The organism is Paracoccus sp. R86501 (assembly GCF_042466435.1).
Taxonomy (GTDB): Bacteria; Pseudomonadota; Alphaproteobacteria; order Rhodobacterales; family Rhodobacteraceae; genus Paracoccus.
In genome coordinates this window covers 1-16,686 of record NZ_JAXHPZ010000005.1, presented here as the reverse complement: position 1 = coordinate 16,686, position 16,686 = coordinate 1, and the positions used below count along the sequence as shown (strand labels likewise).

The window sequence follows — 16,686 nt, the reverse complement described above, 5'->3', positions numbered from 1 at the left end:
TCAATATCCTCCGCCCAATTCGGCGATCTCGGCTTCGGTCAGATAGTGCAGTTTCTCGCCGCGCAGGATGAACTGCAGCTTGGCGGTCTCTTCCAGTTCTTCGGCATTGTTGACGGCGTCGTCGATGTCGCGGCCCAGAACCACCACCCCGTGGGACGCCAGCAGAAAAGCCTGCGCGCTGCTACCCTGCGCGGCCTGCGCCAGATCACGCCCGATCTGTGGCGATCCGGGACGCGAATAGGGAATGACCGGCATATGGCCGATGCGCATGACGTAATAGGGCGTGAAGGGCCGGATCGCATTGTCGCGCGGCAGGCCTTCCAGACAAGACAGCGCCGTCAGATAGGTCGAGTGCAGATGCACGATCGCCCCCGCCTGCGGCCGCACGTCGTAAAGCGCGCGATGAAAGGCGAATTCCTTGGATGGCTTCGGCCCCGGCAGCGGTTCGCCATCCGAGCCGATCACCGACAGCGCATCGGCGGACAGGCGCCCAAGGCTGCTGCCCGTCGGCGTCACGGTAAAGCCGCCATCGGGGTTCCTGACCGAGACGTTCCCTGCCCCACCGACCGAATATCTGCGTTCGAACAGGCTGCGGCACAGCATCACCATTCGGTCGGCGGCGGTCATGTCGTCACCTTTTGGGCGTCGGCAAAGAAGGTCTCGGTGCCGAAGTTGCCGGATTTCAGTGCTAGCGACAGCGGCCTGTCGACCGCCCGCACCCATGGCACGCCCGGCGCAATCTGGGGACCGATGGCAAAGCCGCTGATGTCCAGCGCCTGCGTCACCGCCCCCGAGGTCTCTCCTCCGGCGACGATGAAACGGGTGATGCCGCCTTGAGCCAGATGACGGGTGGCGGCGGCAAAGGCACGCTCGACCGCAGCGGACGCGGCAGAGCCGTGGGTGCCCTGGATCTGACGCAGGCGGTCGGGGTCCGCGGTGGCGGTGATCATCGGCGCAGGGTCTTGCGGCTGCGCCAGCACCCATTCGGCCAGCTGGGCACCATAGGCTTCGGCCTCCGTCAGGCAGCGGTCAACATCGACCTGAAGCACGGGGGCCAGCGCACCATAGGCCGCAACCTGTCGGTTGGTCATGACCGAGCACGACCCCGAGATCACCACCGCAGGTCCCGCCAGCGGCGCGCCCGCGTCCTGCGCCTGCGCCTTGCCACCGCCCGACACCGCCCGCGCGATGCCGTACCCCAGACCCGAGCCGCCGGTGACCAGCGCCATGTCGGCCACCGCAGCCCCAAGGGTTTCCAGATGCGCATCGCTGATGGCGTCCAGCACCGCGTAGCGCATGCCCTCTGCCCTCAGCGCTGCGATCCGGTCACGCACGGCCTGTGGGCCCCGATCGACGGTTGCGGCATCGACCAGCCCGCAGCGGCCTTGCGCCTGGCCCTCCATCAGGCGGATCAGGCTGCTGTCGCGCATCGGTGTGATCGGATGATCGCGCATGCCTGAATCCTGCAGCAGGTCCTGCCCTACGAACAGATGCCCCAGATAGACCGAGCGTCCGTTCACCGGCAGCGCCGGACAGATGACCGTGATGTCGGTGCCAAGCGCATCCATCAGCGCATCGGCCACCGGACCGATATTGCCATCGGTCGTGGAATCGAAGGTCGAGCAGTATTTTTGATAGATCTGACCGCAACCCCGCGCCCGCAGCCATTCCAGTGCCGCAAGGCTGTCGGCGACCGCATCCGCAACCGGGTTGGAACGGCTTTTCAGCGAAATCACCACGGCATCCGCATCAACTTGCGCATTCGCATCGGGAACGCCGATCATCTGCGTGGTGGTCAGCCCGCCCGCGACAAGAATGCCCGCAATGTCGGTCGCGCCGGTGAAATCATCCGCTATGACGCCGATCTTCATGACTTGTTCCCCGGCAGCGTGATCCCCGAAAAGGTCTTGACCACCGCACTGTCGTCTTCCCGCCCGTAGCCCATGTTCGAGGCCTGTTGGAACATCGCGAAGGCCGCCGAAGCCAGCGGCAGCGGAAAGCCAAGCGACCGTCCGGTTTCCGTCACCAACCCCAGATCCTTGACGAAGATGTCCACGGCCGAGGTGGGCGTGTAATCACCGTTGACCACATGCTTCATGCGGTTTTCGAACATCCAGGAATTGCCGGCAGCATTGGTCACCACGTCGTACATCGTTTCCAGCGGGATGTCGGCACGGGCGGCCAATGCCATCGCCTCGGCGCCGACGGCGATATGAACGCCCGCGAGCAGCTGGTGAATGACCTTGACCGTCGCGCCCTGCCCGATATCGGGGCCGATGCGATAGGTCTTGGCCGCAACTGCCTGCAGCAAAGGTTCCAAGGCATCGAACGCCGCATCCGACCCCGAGGCCATCACCGTCATCGCCCCCTGTGCGGCCTTGGCCGCCCCGCCCGACACCGGCGCATCCAGCATCAGGATGCCGCGGGCCTGCAGGTCTGCGCCCAAGGCGCGCGCATCATCTGCAGATTGGGTGCAACTGACCATGATGGCACCGCCGGGGCGCAGATGATCCGCCAATCCCCCCTGCCCCAGGATCACCTGCCGCGCCTGCGCGCCGTTGACTACCAGAACCAGGAAGGCGTCAAAGTCCCCGCCCAGTTCGGCAACCGAAGCAGCCGTCCGGACCCCCTGCCCCGCCAGTTCGTCGCGCCGCCCCGCATCCAGATCGACCCCGCAAGTAGCCAGCCCCGCGCGCAAACAGGAAAGCGCAGCCCCCATGCCCATCGATCCAAGGCCAATGACGCAGGCCCGATAACCTGATGCCTGGTTCATGCTGCTTCTCCTGTGAAATTCCTCTGTCTCAGATATTCACAGGATTTAACATATTGCAACGTAATCTGTGATACGGGCAGTTTCTATTCTTCGTAGGTGCGATCGCCTATTCGTGGGTTTTCCGCGGACCTGCGATCGGAAACATATCCTCACCGTATTGATGAAGCTTGATGTGGTGGCGACGGCAGAGCCACCTGATGTTCAATGGTTGGTCATAGCGGTCGTGATGCGCGTCCACGGTTTCCGCGCCACAGACTTCACAAGGCTCTTTCTTCAGCTGCCCCGAAACCAATGCACGATGCACCAGAAGATGCGCGCGATATTTCAGCGGATTTGCGCGTCGCCAGTCCGCTTGCCGCGTCTGGCTTTTCAGTTCGACCATATCTTCAACTTGCGATGGATCGTCTTTGGGTGTGGTCATCGCTGAGATATCCCTTCTTGAAGTGCCACTGATTGGTGGGCGGTTGAAAAGCACGCCGGTTCGGCAAGTCGCTTTTCGTCGCCTTATAGCCCGCCTCAGCATCTCGCCGCGAAGTTGACAGCTGTCAACACCGGCCAAGTTTTGCATGGGGATTTCCCAGTGGATCAGATCGCAACAAGGCCATGACCATTGGAATCGGAGTGTAGCTGCCAGCACCTGCCTTTTGAGAAAGCTTTCGCAGGTATCCTCCAGGCTTTTTGATCGAACCTGCCCTTTGCAGCATGCAGACAATGGTGACGGCTGCGTTGACTTCTCCCATGTCTTCACAGGCTCGACGCCATGTTTCCTCCGTGATGCCCATCATTGGATGAATGAACCATGCAACAGCGATCAGGTCACGCCAGTCGGTTATCCTGTCGCGGGCATAGTTGTGAACTTCGGGTGCCGCTTCCAGAACAGATTGCAGCGTTACTTCTTGTTCCGAGCATTCTTCAGATTCTTTAAGATATGTATTTGAACTCTGACAGTGCCGCTCATTTTGGCTGTCATTGGCAGTCATTTCTTTTGTATCGGCAGCAGTAAGGTACACATCAAGTTCGGCTAGCCGCCCCCTGATATTTTCCAACAGCATGACGCTGGCCTTACGGCGAAGCGCATTATTCAGTTCGGCGCAAATACCCAATGCCCGTTCACAGTCGCTTCCCTGGGCTTCCTGCCATTCCAGCAGCTTGCGGATGTCTCTCAGGCGGATCACGATTTCTTCCCGCATCAGACGCAATCGCAGAGCGTCAGCGCGTGCCGTTTCGGCAGCAGCGGAAATCTCAACCGCCATGATCAGTAGGGGGCGAAGGTCAAAACCATAGGCGATTCGGTGACCCACGGGCGACTTCCGGGAAAAACGTTTGCCGTTCGGGCTATCACGTCTGATGATCAGACCAGTCCTGACCAAGGCGGCAAGATGGCGACGCAAGGTGCTTTCAGCCATGCCATGCGCACGTTCCGCCAGCGAAGCGTTTGATGGAAAGACGATAAGCGCTTCGTTGTCCTGCAGCTTCTGCCTTGGATGGAAGGATACCAGCGCTGAAAGAACCGCTAGGTCGCGGTCGCTGACACCATAACCGGCGCGGGCGACAGTCAAATCGCGCAATACCTGCCATTTGTCAACATCAGGGCAGGGGGAAGCGCTCTCTGACAGCGCCTGTGCTGCCAAAAGTCCAGCCGTCACCGGCTGCCGCCCAAAGGGCGTCACTGAAATATGCCTCATTAATCTTCACGGGGGTAAAAACCTTAGATCGCCCGAAAGGACGGTGTTGACAGCTGTCAACAAATGCCGCTATCATTGAGTTGCGAGTTCAAGAAGCGGCCCTCTGGGATTAACGTCCTGGGGGGCTTTTCTGTTCGGTCTTCCCTTTGTGCCTCCTTGTTTGAAGTTGCGGGTTTCTTCCCGTCAGCGGTCTTTCCACTGGCGGTGAAGTTCGGGCAGCTGTTCCAGCAGCCAGTCGCCAAAGGCGCGGCCCTCTCCGGTCAGCTCGATCACGGTCTTGCGCTTCTGGCGCAGCGCCTTGCCCAATGCCTTGCCGTCATTATCCGACAGCGGCTCTTCCTGGGCAGGGGCGCGGGGGGGCGTCAGTGATGACAGGACGGCCAGAAACCGGGCGTCCGAGTCCTGACCCGTTGCCGCGGCGATCAATGTCTCGGCGGATTTGCCGCGGGCCTTTTCGACCAGCGTCAGCCAACGGTCGCGGCCAGCACCCGGCGCCGAGCCGATCGCTTGGATCAGCTGGGGGGGCAGGGCGTCGATAACTGCCAACATGCGCGAAATCACCGTCTTGTCGATCGACAGCGCATCGCAGATCACCTTGCGGTCGTAACCGGCAGCCTGCATCTGCGCCGCAAAGCTGGCTTTTTCGACGAAGCTCAGGTTTTTCCGCGCGTTGTTTTCCTGACCCTGGGCCACGATCAGCTCTCGGTCGGTCAGGTTGCGGACCATGGCGCGCACCGGCAGGCGCAGTTCTTTCAGCGCGCGCACCCGGCGGCGGCCGAAGACGATGTCGAAACGGCCTTCCTCGGTCGTGCTTTCACGCAACAGAACCGGCACCTGCTGACCGTATTCGCGGATCGAGGCCTTCAGTGCCGCGATCCCCTCGTCATCCGCGTCCAATCGGTCACTCATGCCCGCCATGTCGATCATCTCGGCGGGGACATCGACCAGCGCGCGTGATTTCAACTCCGACAGCGACTGACTGACGGCGCCAATCGCGCCACGTTTGGAACGGGGGGCAGCCGGGGTCGTGGATGTCGGGGCAGGGCGGTCTTCCGCAGCTCCCATCAGGCCCTTCAAAAGATCCTTGCGTGCCATCACAAACCTCCCTTGCGGCCCCAGGCCGCTTGGATCAGATCCTCGATCTCGCCGTTGACGGAGTTCAGACTTTCCATCGCGCGTTCGTAGGTGCCGCGGGTAAACTGGCTCTTTTCAACCTCATAGAGCGTCTGCTTGGTAATTCCCGCATCCGAAATGGCGGTGGATTTCAGCACCGGATGGTTCAGGACGTGATCGCCGAACAGCGACCGCATGAAGCTGACCATCTGGTTCTGCGGCCCGTCGCCCGGTTCGTATCGGGTCACCACATATCGCAGCCAGTCGTAATTCATGTCGCCCCCCGCATCCGCAACCACGCCCAGCAGGTTCGAGGTCATCAGCAGGAACTGACACATCGACATCACGTCCAGCATCTGCGGGTGGACCGTCACCAGAATCGCGGTTGCGGCCGACAGCGCAGACATGGTCAGGAATCCCAGCTGAGGGGGGCAGTCGATCACGACGACATCATAATCTTCCTCGATTTCGGCCAGCTTGTCGCCGATCCTGGTGAAGAAAAGATTACCCGACCGCGCGGCCAGCGCGCGCGGGGTGTCATGTTCGAATTCCATCAGGTCCAGATTGCCGGGAATCAGATCCAGATTGGTGAAATAGGTCTTCTGGATCACGTCGCGCAGCGGCACCGGATCATCATAGCGGATTGCATCATACAGGGTGCCGCCATCCAGCAGGTCAAATTCCGGCTGGAACCCGTGCAGCGCCGACAGGCTGGCCTGCGGGTCAAGATCGACCCCCAGCACGCGATAACCGTCCAGCGCCAGCTTCTGCGCCAGATGCGCGGCGGTCGTGGTCTTGCCGGACCCACCCTTGAAATTGATGACGGCGATGACCTGAAGATGGTCGTCGCCGCGCCGTCCTGGCAGGTAAGTGCCCGGAGATTTTGCCCCCTTTTCAAGGGTTTCACGCAATTCCTGAATGTCGGCCGGGGAATAGTACCGCCGACCGCCCGCGCGCGTTTCCGGCGAGGGTCCGCGCCCTTCCAGATGCAGCTTGCGCAGATAGGCGTCCTTGACGCCAAGCAGCGCTGCCACCTCACCCGAGGTGAACTTGCGCAATTCCTTGCGGGCGTTCGGCGGGAACAGCTGTTCGCGATGCGCTTGCAGCCGTTCGGACAGCCGTGCAGCATGGTCCCCGACAAGCCGGTCGATTCTGGTTTGCTTATGCATCCTGCCCCTTGGTGCCGAAAGTTACGCTTTCTGGCGTCTTATTCATCTTCTTTCGTAAACTATCCGCAAGGTTGCGATTCTCGCAATAGGTTTCCTGCACATCCGCACAATTTTGGCATCTTGTTGCATGGGTAAGCGCACCAAGCTATATGTAATGCAGAACACCAACATGCATTGGATACGTCAGATGCAGGAATTGACCATCACCGCGCGGGGTCAGACCACCGTGCCCCGCGACATCCGGGCGGCGCTGAACCTGCGCCCCGGCGACCGTCTGCGCTATCTTCTGCTTGACGACGGCGAGGTGCGGCTGATGCGCAGCCGCCCCGCGATGGAACTGGCCGGACTGCTGAAGGGCAGGGGACGCCGGGGCGTTTCGCTGCAGGATATGGAAGACGCCATCGCAGGCGGAGCCGGCCGCAAGTGACCGGGCTTGATACGAATGTCGTCGTCCGCTTTTTGATGCAGGACGACCCCGCGCAGGGCAAGGCGGCCACCGATCTGATCGCCGCTCTGTCGGAAGACACCCCCGGGTTCATCTGCCGCGAGGTTCTGGTCGAGATCGTATGGGTGCTGGAACGTGCCTATGGTCTTGGCCGCGATGACATCTGCCACGCGCTGGACGGCCTGCTGGAAGCGCGCGAACTGACGCTGGAGGCCGCGGATCGCGTGGCGCTGGCGGCCGAACGCTATCGCCGTGGGGGGCCAGGCTTTGCCGATCAGATGATCGCGCTGGCGGGGCAGGGGGCCGGATGCACCCGCACCGTCACCTTCGACATCAAGGCGGGCAAGCTGCCGGAAATGGCGATGGTCGGCAGCTAGGGAACCAGCGCCGTCAGCGCCTGATAATGCGACAGGAAGACCTGCCCCGTCAGGTGACGCAGGAAATCGCTGTGTTGCAGGCGATCCATGACGGGGCCCTTCACCTCGGACAGATGCAGGCGGATGCCCGCGTCCTGTAGGCGGTGCATGACCAGTTCAAGGCTCTCCAACGCGCTGGCGTCGATGCTGTTGACGGCGGCGCAGTTCAGCACGACATGGCGCAATTCAGGGCGGGTGGCGACCTGCTGCTGGATGACGGTCTCGATGGCGCGGGCGTTGGCGAAGAACAGGCTCTCGTCGATGCGCAGGCCAAGGATGCTGGGCGTGCACTGCACATCATGGCGCTGCACGTTGCGGAAATGCTGGGTGCCGGGGACCAGCCCGATCACCGCGACATGTGGGCGCGAGGCCGCCCAGAGGTGCAGCAGCACCGAGACCGCCACCCCCGCCATGATGCCCGTTTCGACCCCGATGCACAGCGTCGTCACCAGCGTGGCGGCCAGCGCCGCGAAATCGCTGCGGGAGTAGCGCCATGTGCGGGCCAGCGCGCCGAAATCGGCCAGCCCCAGCACTGCCACAATGATGGTCGCCGCCAGCACCGCGACGGGCAGGTGATACAGCAGCGGCGTCAGAAAGACCGAGGCCAGCCCGATGCCCACGGCGGTCATGGCCCCCGCCGCCGGGGTCTGCGCGCCCGCGTCGAAATTCACCACCGAGCGCGCAAAGCCGCCCGTCACCGGATAGCCCCCGCTGAAGGCCGCCGCCAGGTTCGCCATGCCCAGCCCGATCAGCTCTCGGTCGGGGTTGATCGATTGCCGCCGCTTGGCCGCCAGCGTCTGCGCGACCGAGACGGACTCGACAAAGCCCACCAGTGCGATCAGCGTGGCAGCGGGCAGCAGCGCGATCCACATCGTCGGATCAAACGCGGGCAGCGACAGGGGCGGCAGGCCCTGCGGGATGTCGCCCACCACCGCCACGCCCCGCGCCTGCAGGTCCAGCCCCCGCACCGCCAGGATCGAGGCCGCCACCACCATCACCGGCCCCGTCCGCGCCAGCAGCGCCGCGGCCCCCGCGGGCATGCGCAGTGCCATCAGCGCGGGCTTCATCCAGCGCCGTGACCACAGCAGGAACCCCGTCGCCAACGCCCCGATCGCCAAGGTCGGCAGATGGGTCGCCCCCAACTGGCCCAACAGCGACGGCAGGATCCGGATCAGCGTCTGTCCCCCCGCATCGATGCCCAGCAGATGCTTCAGCTGCCCCGCCGCGATCAGCAGGCTGGATGCCGTGATGAACCCCGAGATGACCGGATGCGACAGCAGGTTCGCCACGAAGCCAAGCCGGAAGACCCCCATCGCCAGCAGGATCACCCCCGACAGCAGCGCCAGCACCAGCGCGGCGGCCAGATATTCGGGGCTGCCCGGCGTCGCCACCGCGCCCGCCGCCGCCGCCGTCATCAGCGACACCACCGCCACCGGCCCGACCGACAGGGTGCGGCTGGTGCCGAAGAGGGCATAGACAACCAGCGGCAGGATGGATGCGTAAAGCCCCACCACCGGCGGCAGCCCCGCCAGCATGGCATAGGCCAGCGACTGCGGGATCAGCATGATCGTGACGATCACCGCCGCCATCCCGTCCCCCAGCAGGGCGTGGCGGTCATAGCCGCGCATCCATTCGGGCATCGGCAGTCTGCCGGATGTGGCCATGATCGCGCTCCTCAGAAGCGGTTGACGGGGGTCTTCAGATAGCTGTGGCCGTCGGCCTCGGGGGCGGGCAGGCGACCGCCGCGCAGGTTGATCTGCAGTGCCGCCAGAATGCGGTCGGGCAGGGGCAGCGTCGCGTCGCGGGCGTCGCGGATGGCGATCCAGTCGTCGCGCAGGGTGCCGTCGCGGACATGGCGGTTGCGGGCGCGATGGTCAGCGACCGTCGCCTCCCATTCGGGTTCGTTGCGGTTGTCGGTGCCATAATCATGGCCGACGAACAGCCGCGTCTCAGTAGGCAGCGCCAGAATTTCCTGGATCGAGTCCCACAGCTGCCCGCTGTCACCGCCCGGGAAATCCGCGCGCGAGGTGCCCACGTCGGGCTGCATCAGCGTGTCATGGGTGAAAGCCGCATCGCCGCAGACATAGGTGATCGAGCCAAGCGTATGGCCCGGCGACAGCATCACGCGGACCTGCAGATCACCGATGCGGAAGGTCTCGCCATCGGCGAACAGGCGGTCGAAGTCGCGCGGGGGATCGAAGGCCTCGGGCAGGTGATAGAGGTCCGCCCAGATCCGCGCGATGTCGGGCACCATGGCGCCGATGGCATTGGGCGCCCCCGTGCGGTCGCGCAGCTGGGCCGAGGCCATGACGTGATCGGCATGGGGGTGGGTGTCCAGCACCCATTCGACGGCAAGGCCGTTCTGCGCGACCAGATCCAGCACCTGATCCATGCTGCCGGTCGAGAACCGCTGGTTGCGCGGGTCGAGGTTCCAGACCACGTCGATCAGCGCGGCCTTCTTCGTGGCGGGATCGGCGCAGATATACTGGATGGACCCGGTGTCGGGTTCATAGATGCCCCAGACATCGGGGCTGCCCGCCCCGGTCGAGGGCGAATGGCGAACAATGCGTTGCGACAGTTTCGAACGGCTCATCTGATGCTCCTTTCAGGTTCTGCGGGCCTTCAGCCCCGCGCCGATCCACAGGCCCAGCAGCATGGCGGGCAGGAAGACCAGCGTGCCGGGTGCCAGCAGCGGCAGGGCGGTAAAGGCCGGGCCGGGGCAGAAGCCCCCGATGCCCCAGCCCGCGCCGAACAGCGCCGCCCCGGTTAGCAGGGGGCGGTCGATGCTGCGATTGGTGGGAATGTCGAAGGACGGGTCCAGAACCGGGGCAGGGCGCCGCCAGACCAAGCGATAGCCCAGATAGGTCGTGACGGTCGCGCCGCCCATGACAAAGGCCAGACTGGGGTCCCAGCTGCCCGCCACGTCAAGAAAGTTCAGCACCTTGGCCGGGTCCGACATGCCGGAAATCACCAGCCCCAGCCCGAAGATCAGCCCGGACAGAAAGCCCCAGATCATGCGCATCACATACCCCCCAGCAGATGACGTATCACAAAGACCGTCACGATACCTGCTGTCATGAACGTCGCCACCGCCGCCAGCGACCGCCCCGACAGCCGCGCCAATCCGCAGACACCATGCCCCGACGTGCAACCCGACCCAAGCGCCGTCCCGACGCCGACCAGCAGCCCCGCGATACCCATGCCGGGCAGATTGTCCGGCACGCTTTGGCTGACGGTGCCACCAACGACCAGCACGGCCAGCGGCGCGGCGATCAGCCCCAGCAGAAAGGCCCACCGCCAATCGCGGTCGCGCGCGGCCCCCGGCCACGGCAAGATCCCGCCCATGGCCCCCTGCGAAATGCCGGCAATGCCCGCAATTCGCCCAAAAAGCGCCATGACCATCACCGCGCTGATCCCGATCAGCACGCCGCCGCCAAGCGAGGCCCATGGTGTGAATGCGGTCTGTGTTGCGAACTGCATGTGATGCTCCGTCCAGACGATGTTGTGGCGGTCCACTTGCCGGACCCCGTGGGACAGGATATATTAATCGATACTAATTCAGTCAAGGCTAATATAATGGATTTGGAATATCAGGCATCGCAGGTGCTGCAGCAGCGCGCCGATCATGTCGCGGCGCGGCTGGCGCTGGTGGCAAATGCCAAGCGCCTGCTGATCCTGTGCGAATTGGCCAAGGGGGAACGCCCGGTGGGGGCACTGCAGCAGGCAGTGGGTCTAAGCCAATCCGCCCTCAGCCAGCATCTGGCCAAACTGCGCGAGGCGGGCATGGTCGACACCCGCCGCGAGGGGCAGTCCATCCATTACCGGATCATCGACCGGGATCTGGATGTGCTGATGGCAGCCCTTTATGAGGCGTTCTGCAAGGACGTCTGACCGGACGCGCCGGTCAGGACGAAGCGCCAAGGCTGGCGGCGAGGCTTTTGATGTCGGGGCCGGACAGCTTGGGAACGATGCGATAGGCGGCGTTCACGAAGCAGAAGATCGAAAAGCCAACCAACCCAAGGCAGATGCCCGTCACAAGGATTTGGCCATAGACCTGCCCCGACAGCCATGAAAACGCCTCGCCCGTGCCGCCGGCCTCTTGCGGGTTCGCGCGCCATGCGGCGAAGAGGAACAGCAGGCCCACGACGCCGACGACGATGCCATGCGCGATCAGGCCGGCTTTCAGAACGGGGTTCCAGCGGGTGGTGAAGTGGTTTGCGCGCAGGTGCTTGCGGTATTCATTGGTCCAGCCCTGCTTCATATAGTGGACGCCCGCGCCGATGATCAGCAGCGCGACGACGCCGATGATCCAGCGCCCGCCCGGCCATTGCATGACCTGCCCGACATAGCGCGGAATACCCGATCCCTGACCCTGATCACCGCCGCTTCCGCCGAACAGCAGGGTAAATGCCACGACGCCCACACCCATGTGGATCGCCCCCGTCACCAGCATGCCGATGCGGGCGATGATGCCCTTGGCCTCGGTGCCGTAATCCTCAAGGTCGAAGGCCGCATCGAAGATCCGCCACAAAGCATAGGCGAACATCCCCAGCAGGATCACGAACAGCGCCGCGCTGCCGCCCCAGGTGTTTTCCAGCCAGCCAAGCGCCGAGGAGGTATCCTTGGCCTGCCCGCCCCGCCAGATCGAATAGAGCGAGATCCCCGCGACGGCCAGATAGACCATCCCCTTGCCAAAATACCCCAACCGCATCAGCGGAATGGCCCAGCCCAACTTGTCCTTGGTCATCTTCTCCACGTGCGTGTCATCTTCCGTTCTGAAAGGACGGGTCGTCGGACCCGAGGAAATGTCGTCATGTCGCGCCGACCCGGGACCTCCCGCGCCGCGCGTTCCTGTGCCAACGGGCCATCCCCGCAGGGGTTCCCCACCAAGGCGGCGCGAAATGGCGATGGTTTGGTGCAAGGTCGATATTTCCGTCCGGTCCCACAGGCGTTCAGCCGGACCTTTGGCTGGCAGACGGACCGAACTGTCCATGCCGGTTCGGACTGCAAACATCGACGCCCGTGGTACGCGACCGCCCAAGGGCAGGCGTGATCGCCGTGCAGCGGCATTCAGTCAGCACCCGCCTCCGACAGGTGGGATGCCATCGGAATGCGCGTGCCACCGGTTGATCCGATCACCGGAACCCGGCATCCTCAGGGTCGGTGGGGCGTCACCAAAGGCGCGCCGCTAAGGGGGCTTCATGACCATCGCGATCCTTCCCGGCAGCTATTGTGGCGCGGCACCGGTGCCTGCGTCGGTCTGGACATCGTGGAACCTTGATCCGGTCCTGCTGGGAGTCATGCTGCTGATGTGGCTGGTCGTCCGGCGGCATCCGACGGGGACGGCTGCGATGCTGGTTCTGTCGGTGGCCTTCGTGTCTCCGTTGTGTGCGATCTCGGTGGGGCTGTTTTCAGCACGGGTGGTGCATCATGTGCTGCTGGTCGCGGTCGCCGCGCCTTTGCTGGCGGCGGCGATACCGCGCCGGGGCGGGCATGTGGGGGTGCATTTCGCCATCTCGACCTTCATCCTGTGGCTGTGGCACCTGCCTGCGGGCTATGATCTGGCGCTGTCCGACATGGGCGTTTATTGGATCATGCAGGTCACGCTGCTGGCCTCGGCAGTGCTGTTCTGGCGGGCAGTGCTGTCGGCCGGACCCTCGGCGCAGGCGATGATGTGGACGCTGGCCGGGCTGATCCAGATGGGGATGCTGGGGGCGATCCTGACCTTTGCACCCGCACCGCTTTATGCCGCCCATGCCGTCGCGCCCTTGGCTTGGGGGTTTGACCCGCTGACCGATCAGCAGCTGGGCGGGCTGATCATGTGGGTGCCCGGGATGGTCCCCTATGCTGCGATGATCGGCCTTCAGGCGCGGCGCGGCTGGCAGATGGCGGAACGCGCATGAGCGACCTTCAGGCGATCGTCCCCCATCTGAAGTCGCTGCACATCGCGATGCTGGTCATCTGGTGCGCGGGGCTTTTCGCGCTGCCGCTGATGCTGGCACGCCATGATCCGGCCATCGGGCAGGCGGATTACACCCGCATCCGGCGGGCGACGCATTACGCCTATGCCTTCGTGATCACGCCCGCGGCGGTCATCGCCATCGCGTCCGGAACGGGGCTGATCTTTCTGCGCGGGGTGTTCTTCACCTGGCTTTTCGCCAAGCTGGTCTTCGTGGCGGCCATGGTCGGCTTCCACGTCTGGATCGGCTATGTCCTGGTCGAGGTGGCCGAGCGCAAGGGCGTCCACCGCGTTCCCCGCGCCACGCTGCCGCTGTTCCTGCTGACGGTCCCGGTGACCTGCGTCCTGCTGCTGGTGCTGGCCAAGCCCGATCTGGACCGGATCCCCTTGCCCGGCTGGCTGTATCAGCCGCTTGGCCATCAATTGCCCTTCGACGTGCCCAGATGATGATCGAAGACCAGCTTCCCTCCGTGCCAGCCGGTGAATATCACCATGACGGTCGCAAAGCCGGACAGCAGGATGCCATAGGGCAGCACGGCCTGTTCGTATCCGGTTGTCAGCCGGTATCCCCAGTTCGCTCCGAGGATCGACAGCAGCATCACCGCGATCACGAAATGCGTCCATGCGGCGGCGCGGATGCGGATGCCCGACACCAGCAGCAGCTCGGCCGTGCCGGTGGCCCCCGCCGCCAGCCCGAACAGGAACGCCGTCCCCGCCGCCCAGATGGCGGCACGCGCCCAGAACAGCTCGCCCGACCAGAAATACAGCATGTCGGCCCCGAAGGCGCAGAAGGTCAGCGCCACGGGAAAGGCGACGCTCATGGCATGCAGAGGGTGCCCCCAGATGCCGACGATGGTCTCGGTCCGGTCAAAGCCCGGATGCCTGCTGATCGGATCGACCAGCCCCTTCGCGTTTTTCTGAACCATCTTCGGCTTCATGCGCGCCCCCTGATGCGGATGTCGGCTGTCATCCTAACACCGGTTCTGCTGGCGGGTTGCGAAGAAAAGCTGTCCACCGTCCATCCGGCGGGACCGGCGGCGGCGGCCATCGCGCAACTGTGGTGGGTGCTGCTGGCGGGATCGGTGGCGATCACGGCTCTGGTGGCGGGGCTGATCCTTTGGGCATGGCGCCGCCCCGAGGGGGCGGTCTCCGAACGCCGCTTCGTCATCGGGCTGGGGCTGGCCTTTCCCATGACGGTGCTGGCGGCGCTGCTGGCCTATGGGCTGGTCGTGGGTGAAAAACTGTTGCCGCATCGGGGGCCGGACATGGTCTCGGTGACCGCCGAGGCGCGGCAATACGCCTGGCGCTTTGGCTATGCCGACCTGCCGGGGCGTGTAACCGATGACGTGTTGCACATCCCCGCAGCCCGGCCCGTGGATGTGGCGATCACGTCGCGCGATGTGATCCACGCCTTCTGGGTGCCGCGTCTGGCGGGCAAGCTGGACGCCGTGCCCGGCCATGTGAACACCCTGCGGATCGAGGCCGCATCCCCCGGCGAATACGCGGGGCTTGGCGCGGAATATAACGGCCCCGGCTATCGCGGCCACGGCTTCACCGTCATCGCCCATGATCCCGCCGGATGGCAGGCATTTCTGCAAGGGGAGGCGCCATGAACGCCCTGCAAAGGCATCGCGCCCTGTCGCGCATCTGGGCATCCGATCCGGGTTGGCGGGGATGGTTGACATCAGTCAACCACACCGACCTTGGGCGGATGTTCATGGCGGTCTCGGCCTTCTTCTTCATCGTCGGCGGCATCCTTGCCATGCTGATCCGCGCCCAGCTGGCCAGCCCGCGTTCGGCCTTTCTGGGGCCTGAACATTACAACCAGATATTCACCATGCACGGGACCATCATGATGTTCCTGTTCGCCATCCCCATGTTCGAGGGGCTGGCCGTCTATCTGCTGCCCAAGATGCTGGGGTCGCGCGATCTGGCCTACCCGCGCCTGACGGCCTACGGCTTCTGGTGCTATGTCTTCGGCGGCGCGATGATGATCTTCTCGCTGCTGGCCGGGATCGCGCCCGACAGCGGCTGGTTCATGTATCCACCCCTGTCATCGACGATCAATTCACCCGGCATCAATTCGGACTTCTGGCTGATCGGCATCACCTTCGTCGAGATATCCGCCATCGCCGCCGCGGTCGAGATCACCGTCACCATCCTGCGATACCGCGCGCCGGGCATGTCGCTGGCCCGCATGCCGATCTTTGCCTGGTACGCGCTGGTAACGGCGGTGATGATCCTGACAGGCTTTCCGCCGCTGATCCTGGGGTCCATCCTGCTGGAGCTGGAGCGGTCTTTCGGCCTGCCCTTCTTCCAGGTGGCCCATGGGGGCGATGCGCTCTTGTGGCAGCACCTCTTCTGGCTGTTCGGCCACCCCGAGGTCTATATCATCTTCCTGCCCGCCGCCGGTGCCATTTCCACGATCCTGCCGGTCATGTCGCGCACGCGGCTGCTGGGGCATCCATGGGTGATCGCGGCGGCGGTGTCGCTGGCGGTGCTCAGCTTCGGGCTGTGGGTGCACCATATGTTCACCACCGGCATCCCGCATCTGGCGCTGGCCTTCTTTTCGGCCGCATCGACGCTGGTGGCGGTGCCGACCGCGGTGCAGATATTCGCCTGGATCGGCACCATCGCCAAGGGCCGACCCCAGCTGCATCTGCCGATGATGTGGATGCTGTCCTTCTTTGCCACCTTCGTCATCGGCGGGCTGACGGGGGTGATGGTCGCGGTCGTGCCCTTCGACTGGCAGGCGCATGACACCTATTTCATCGTGGCGCATCTGCATTACGTCCTGATCGGCGGCTTCGTCTTTCCGATGCTGGGGGCGCTTTATTACTGGATGCCGCATGTCACGGGTCGCAAGACCTTCTTCAAGCTGGGCAACAAGGCCTTCTGGCTGATCGTGCCGGGGTTCCACGGCACCTTCCTGCTGCTGCATTGGGTTGGGCTGCTGGGCATGCGCCGCCGCATCGACACCTTCGATCCGGGTCAGGGGTGGGAGGTGATCAACATCATCGCCTCGGTCAGCAGCTTCGTTATGGCGATCGGCTTCGCGCTGGTGCTGATCGACGTGGTGGTGAATGCCGCCGTGGCGATCCGTGGGTCGCGCGACCCTTGGGGTGC

Annotated in this window: 20 protein-coding genes; 7 read left to right on the top strand and 13 right to left on the bottom strand. The window is 64.1% G+C overall.

Annotated features, from left to right (window positions below; genetic code table 11):
* The 7 genes from SJY40_RS16125 to repA all read right to left on the bottom strand — a co-directional run bounded on the left by SJY40_RS16125 (position 1) and on the right by repA (position 6,740).
* The gene (locus tag SJY40_RS16125) at positions 1–627 is read right to left on the bottom strand and encodes an aldolase (RefSeq protein ID WP_378949111.1); all 627 of its coding nucleotides are present in this window, start codon (positions 625–627) and stop codon (positions 1–3) included.
* Complete coding sequence (gene otnK, locus SJY40_RS16120) at positions 624–1,871, bottom strand: 3-oxo-tetronate kinase (RefSeq protein ID WP_378949108.1); 1,248 nt, start codon at positions 1,869–1,871, stop codon at positions 624–626. The genes SJY40_RS16125 and otnK overlap by 4 nt, the downstream gene beginning before the upstream one ends.
* On the bottom strand, positions 1,868–2,773 hold the full coding sequence (gene ltnD / locus SJY40_RS16115) for an L-threonate dehydrogenase (RefSeq protein WP_378949105.1): 906 nt from the start codon (positions 2,771–2,773) through the stop codon (positions 1,868–1,870). The genes otnK and ltnD overlap by 4 nt, the downstream gene beginning before the upstream one ends.
* 106 nt (positions 2,774–2,879) lie before the next feature.
* Entirely contained in the window at positions 2,880–3,194 is a 315-nt protein-coding gene (locus tag SJY40_RS16110) for a hypothetical protein (RefSeq protein WP_378949102.1), read from the bottom strand.
* A 124-nt stretch (positions 3,195–3,318) separates the two neighbouring features.
* Positions 3,319–4,458, bottom strand: coding sequence for a plasmid replication protein RepC (gene repC / locus SJY40_RS16105; RefSeq protein WP_378949100.1), 1,140 nt, complete (start codon positions 4,456–4,458; stop codon positions 3,319–3,321).
* A 183-nt stretch (positions 4,459–4,641) separates the two neighbouring features.
* A complete protein-coding gene (gene repB / locus SJY40_RS16100; protein WP_378949097.1) occupies positions 4,642–5,553 on the bottom strand; it encodes a plasmid partitioning protein RepB in 912 nt (303 codons plus the stop codon).
* Positions 5,553–6,740, bottom strand: coding sequence for a plasmid partitioning protein RepA (repA, locus tag SJY40_RS16095; protein ID WP_378949094.1), 1,188 nt, complete (start codon positions 6,738–6,740; stop codon positions 5,553–5,555). Before repA ends, repB begins: the two co-directional genes overlap by 1 nt.
* 169 nt (positions 6,741–6,909) lie before the next feature.
* On the opposite strand from repA, the gene SJY40_RS16090 reads away from it, so the two are divergent.
* Positions 6,910–7,167 (top strand): type II toxin-antitoxin system PrlF family antitoxin, encoded by a 258-nt coding sequence (locus tag SJY40_RS16090; RefSeq protein ID WP_378949091.1) that lies wholly within the window; start codon positions 6,910–6,912, stop codon positions 7,165–7,167.
* Positions 7,164–7,562 (top strand): PIN domain-containing protein, encoded by a 399-nt coding sequence (locus SJY40_RS16085; protein ID WP_378949089.1) that lies wholly within the window; start codon positions 7,164–7,166, stop codon positions 7,560–7,562. Before SJY40_RS16090 ends, SJY40_RS16085 begins: the two co-directional genes overlap by 4 nt.
* Here the strand turns inward: SJY40_RS16085 and SJY40_RS16080 are convergent.
* From SJY40_RS16080 to SJY40_RS16065, 4 genes are read right to left on the bottom strand one after another with little or no spacing between them, the layout of a single operon-like run.
* Positions 7,559–9,265 (bottom strand): SulP family inorganic anion transporter, encoded by a 1,707-nt coding sequence (locus SJY40_RS16080; RefSeq protein ID WP_378949086.1) that lies wholly within the window; start codon positions 9,263–9,265, stop codon positions 7,559–7,561. The two genes, SJY40_RS16085 and SJY40_RS16080, sit on opposite strands and share 4 nt — an antisense overlap.
* An 11-nt stretch (positions 9,266–9,276) precedes the next feature.
* The gene (locus SJY40_RS16075; RefSeq protein ID WP_378949083.1) at positions 9,277–10,194 is read right to left on the bottom strand and encodes an MBL fold metallo-hydrolase; all 918 of its coding nucleotides are present in this window, start codon (positions 10,192–10,194) and stop codon (positions 9,277–9,279) included.
* Positions 10,195–10,206: 12 nt separating this feature from the next.
* Entirely contained in the window at positions 10,207–10,623 is a 417-nt protein-coding gene (locus SJY40_RS16070; RefSeq protein WP_378949080.1) for a DUF6691 family protein, read from the bottom strand.
* Positions 10,623–11,081, bottom strand: coding sequence for a YeeE/YedE family protein (locus SJY40_RS16065; RefSeq protein WP_378949077.1), 459 nt, complete (start codon positions 11,079–11,081; stop codon positions 10,623–10,625). The genes SJY40_RS16070 and SJY40_RS16065 overlap by 1 nt, the downstream gene beginning before the upstream one ends.
* Positions 11,082–11,177: 96 nt before the next feature.
* Between SJY40_RS16065 and SJY40_RS16060 the strand changes: the two genes are divergently transcribed.
* A complete protein-coding gene (locus SJY40_RS16060; RefSeq protein WP_378949074.1) occupies positions 11,178–11,492 on the top strand; it encodes an ArsR/SmtB family transcription factor in 315 nt (104 codons plus the stop codon).
* Positions 11,493–11,505: 13 nt separating this feature from the next.
* Here the strand turns inward: SJY40_RS16060 and SJY40_RS16055 are convergent, their stop codons facing one another.
* Positions 11,506–12,348 carry a DUF1206 domain-containing protein gene (locus tag SJY40_RS16055; protein ID WP_378949607.1) on the bottom strand — a complete coding sequence of 281 codons (843 nt, stop codon included), beginning with the start codon at positions 12,346–12,348 and terminating at the stop codon, positions 11,506–11,508.
* Positions 12,349–12,802: 454 nt separating this feature from the next.
* On the opposite strand from SJY40_RS16055, the gene SJY40_RS16050 reads away from it, so the two are divergent.
* Both SJY40_RS16050 and SJY40_RS16045 read left to right on the top strand, forming a co-directional pair.
* Positions 12,803–13,504 (top strand): cytochrome c oxidase assembly protein, encoded by a 702-nt coding sequence (locus tag SJY40_RS16050; protein ID WP_378949071.1) that lies wholly within the window; start codon positions 12,803–12,805, stop codon positions 13,502–13,504.
* A complete protein-coding gene (locus tag SJY40_RS16045; protein WP_378949068.1) occupies positions 13,501–14,007 on the top strand; it encodes a CopD family protein in 507 nt (168 codons plus the stop codon). Before SJY40_RS16050 ends, SJY40_RS16045 begins: the two co-directional genes overlap by 4 nt.
* Here the strand turns inward: SJY40_RS16045 and SJY40_RS16040 are convergent.
* A complete protein-coding gene (locus tag SJY40_RS16040) occupies positions 13,980–14,498 on the bottom strand; it encodes a DUF2231 domain-containing protein (RefSeq protein WP_378949065.1) in 519 nt (172 codons plus the stop codon). The genes SJY40_RS16045 and SJY40_RS16040 overlap by 28 nt on opposite strands.
* 12 nt (positions 14,499–14,510) lie before the next feature.
* Here SJY40_RS16040 and SJY40_RS16035 point away from each other — a divergent pair, with 12 nt between their 5' ends.
* A complete protein-coding gene (locus SJY40_RS16035) occupies positions 14,511–15,173 on the top strand; it encodes a cytochrome c oxidase subunit II (RefSeq protein ID WP_378949062.1) in 663 nt (220 codons plus the stop codon).
* The coding region (locus SJY40_RS16030) for a cbb3-type cytochrome c oxidase subunit I (protein ID WP_378949059.1) at positions 15,170–16,686 on the top strand (1,517 nt) is incomplete at its 3' end. The genes SJY40_RS16035 and SJY40_RS16030, both read left to right, overlap by 4 nt.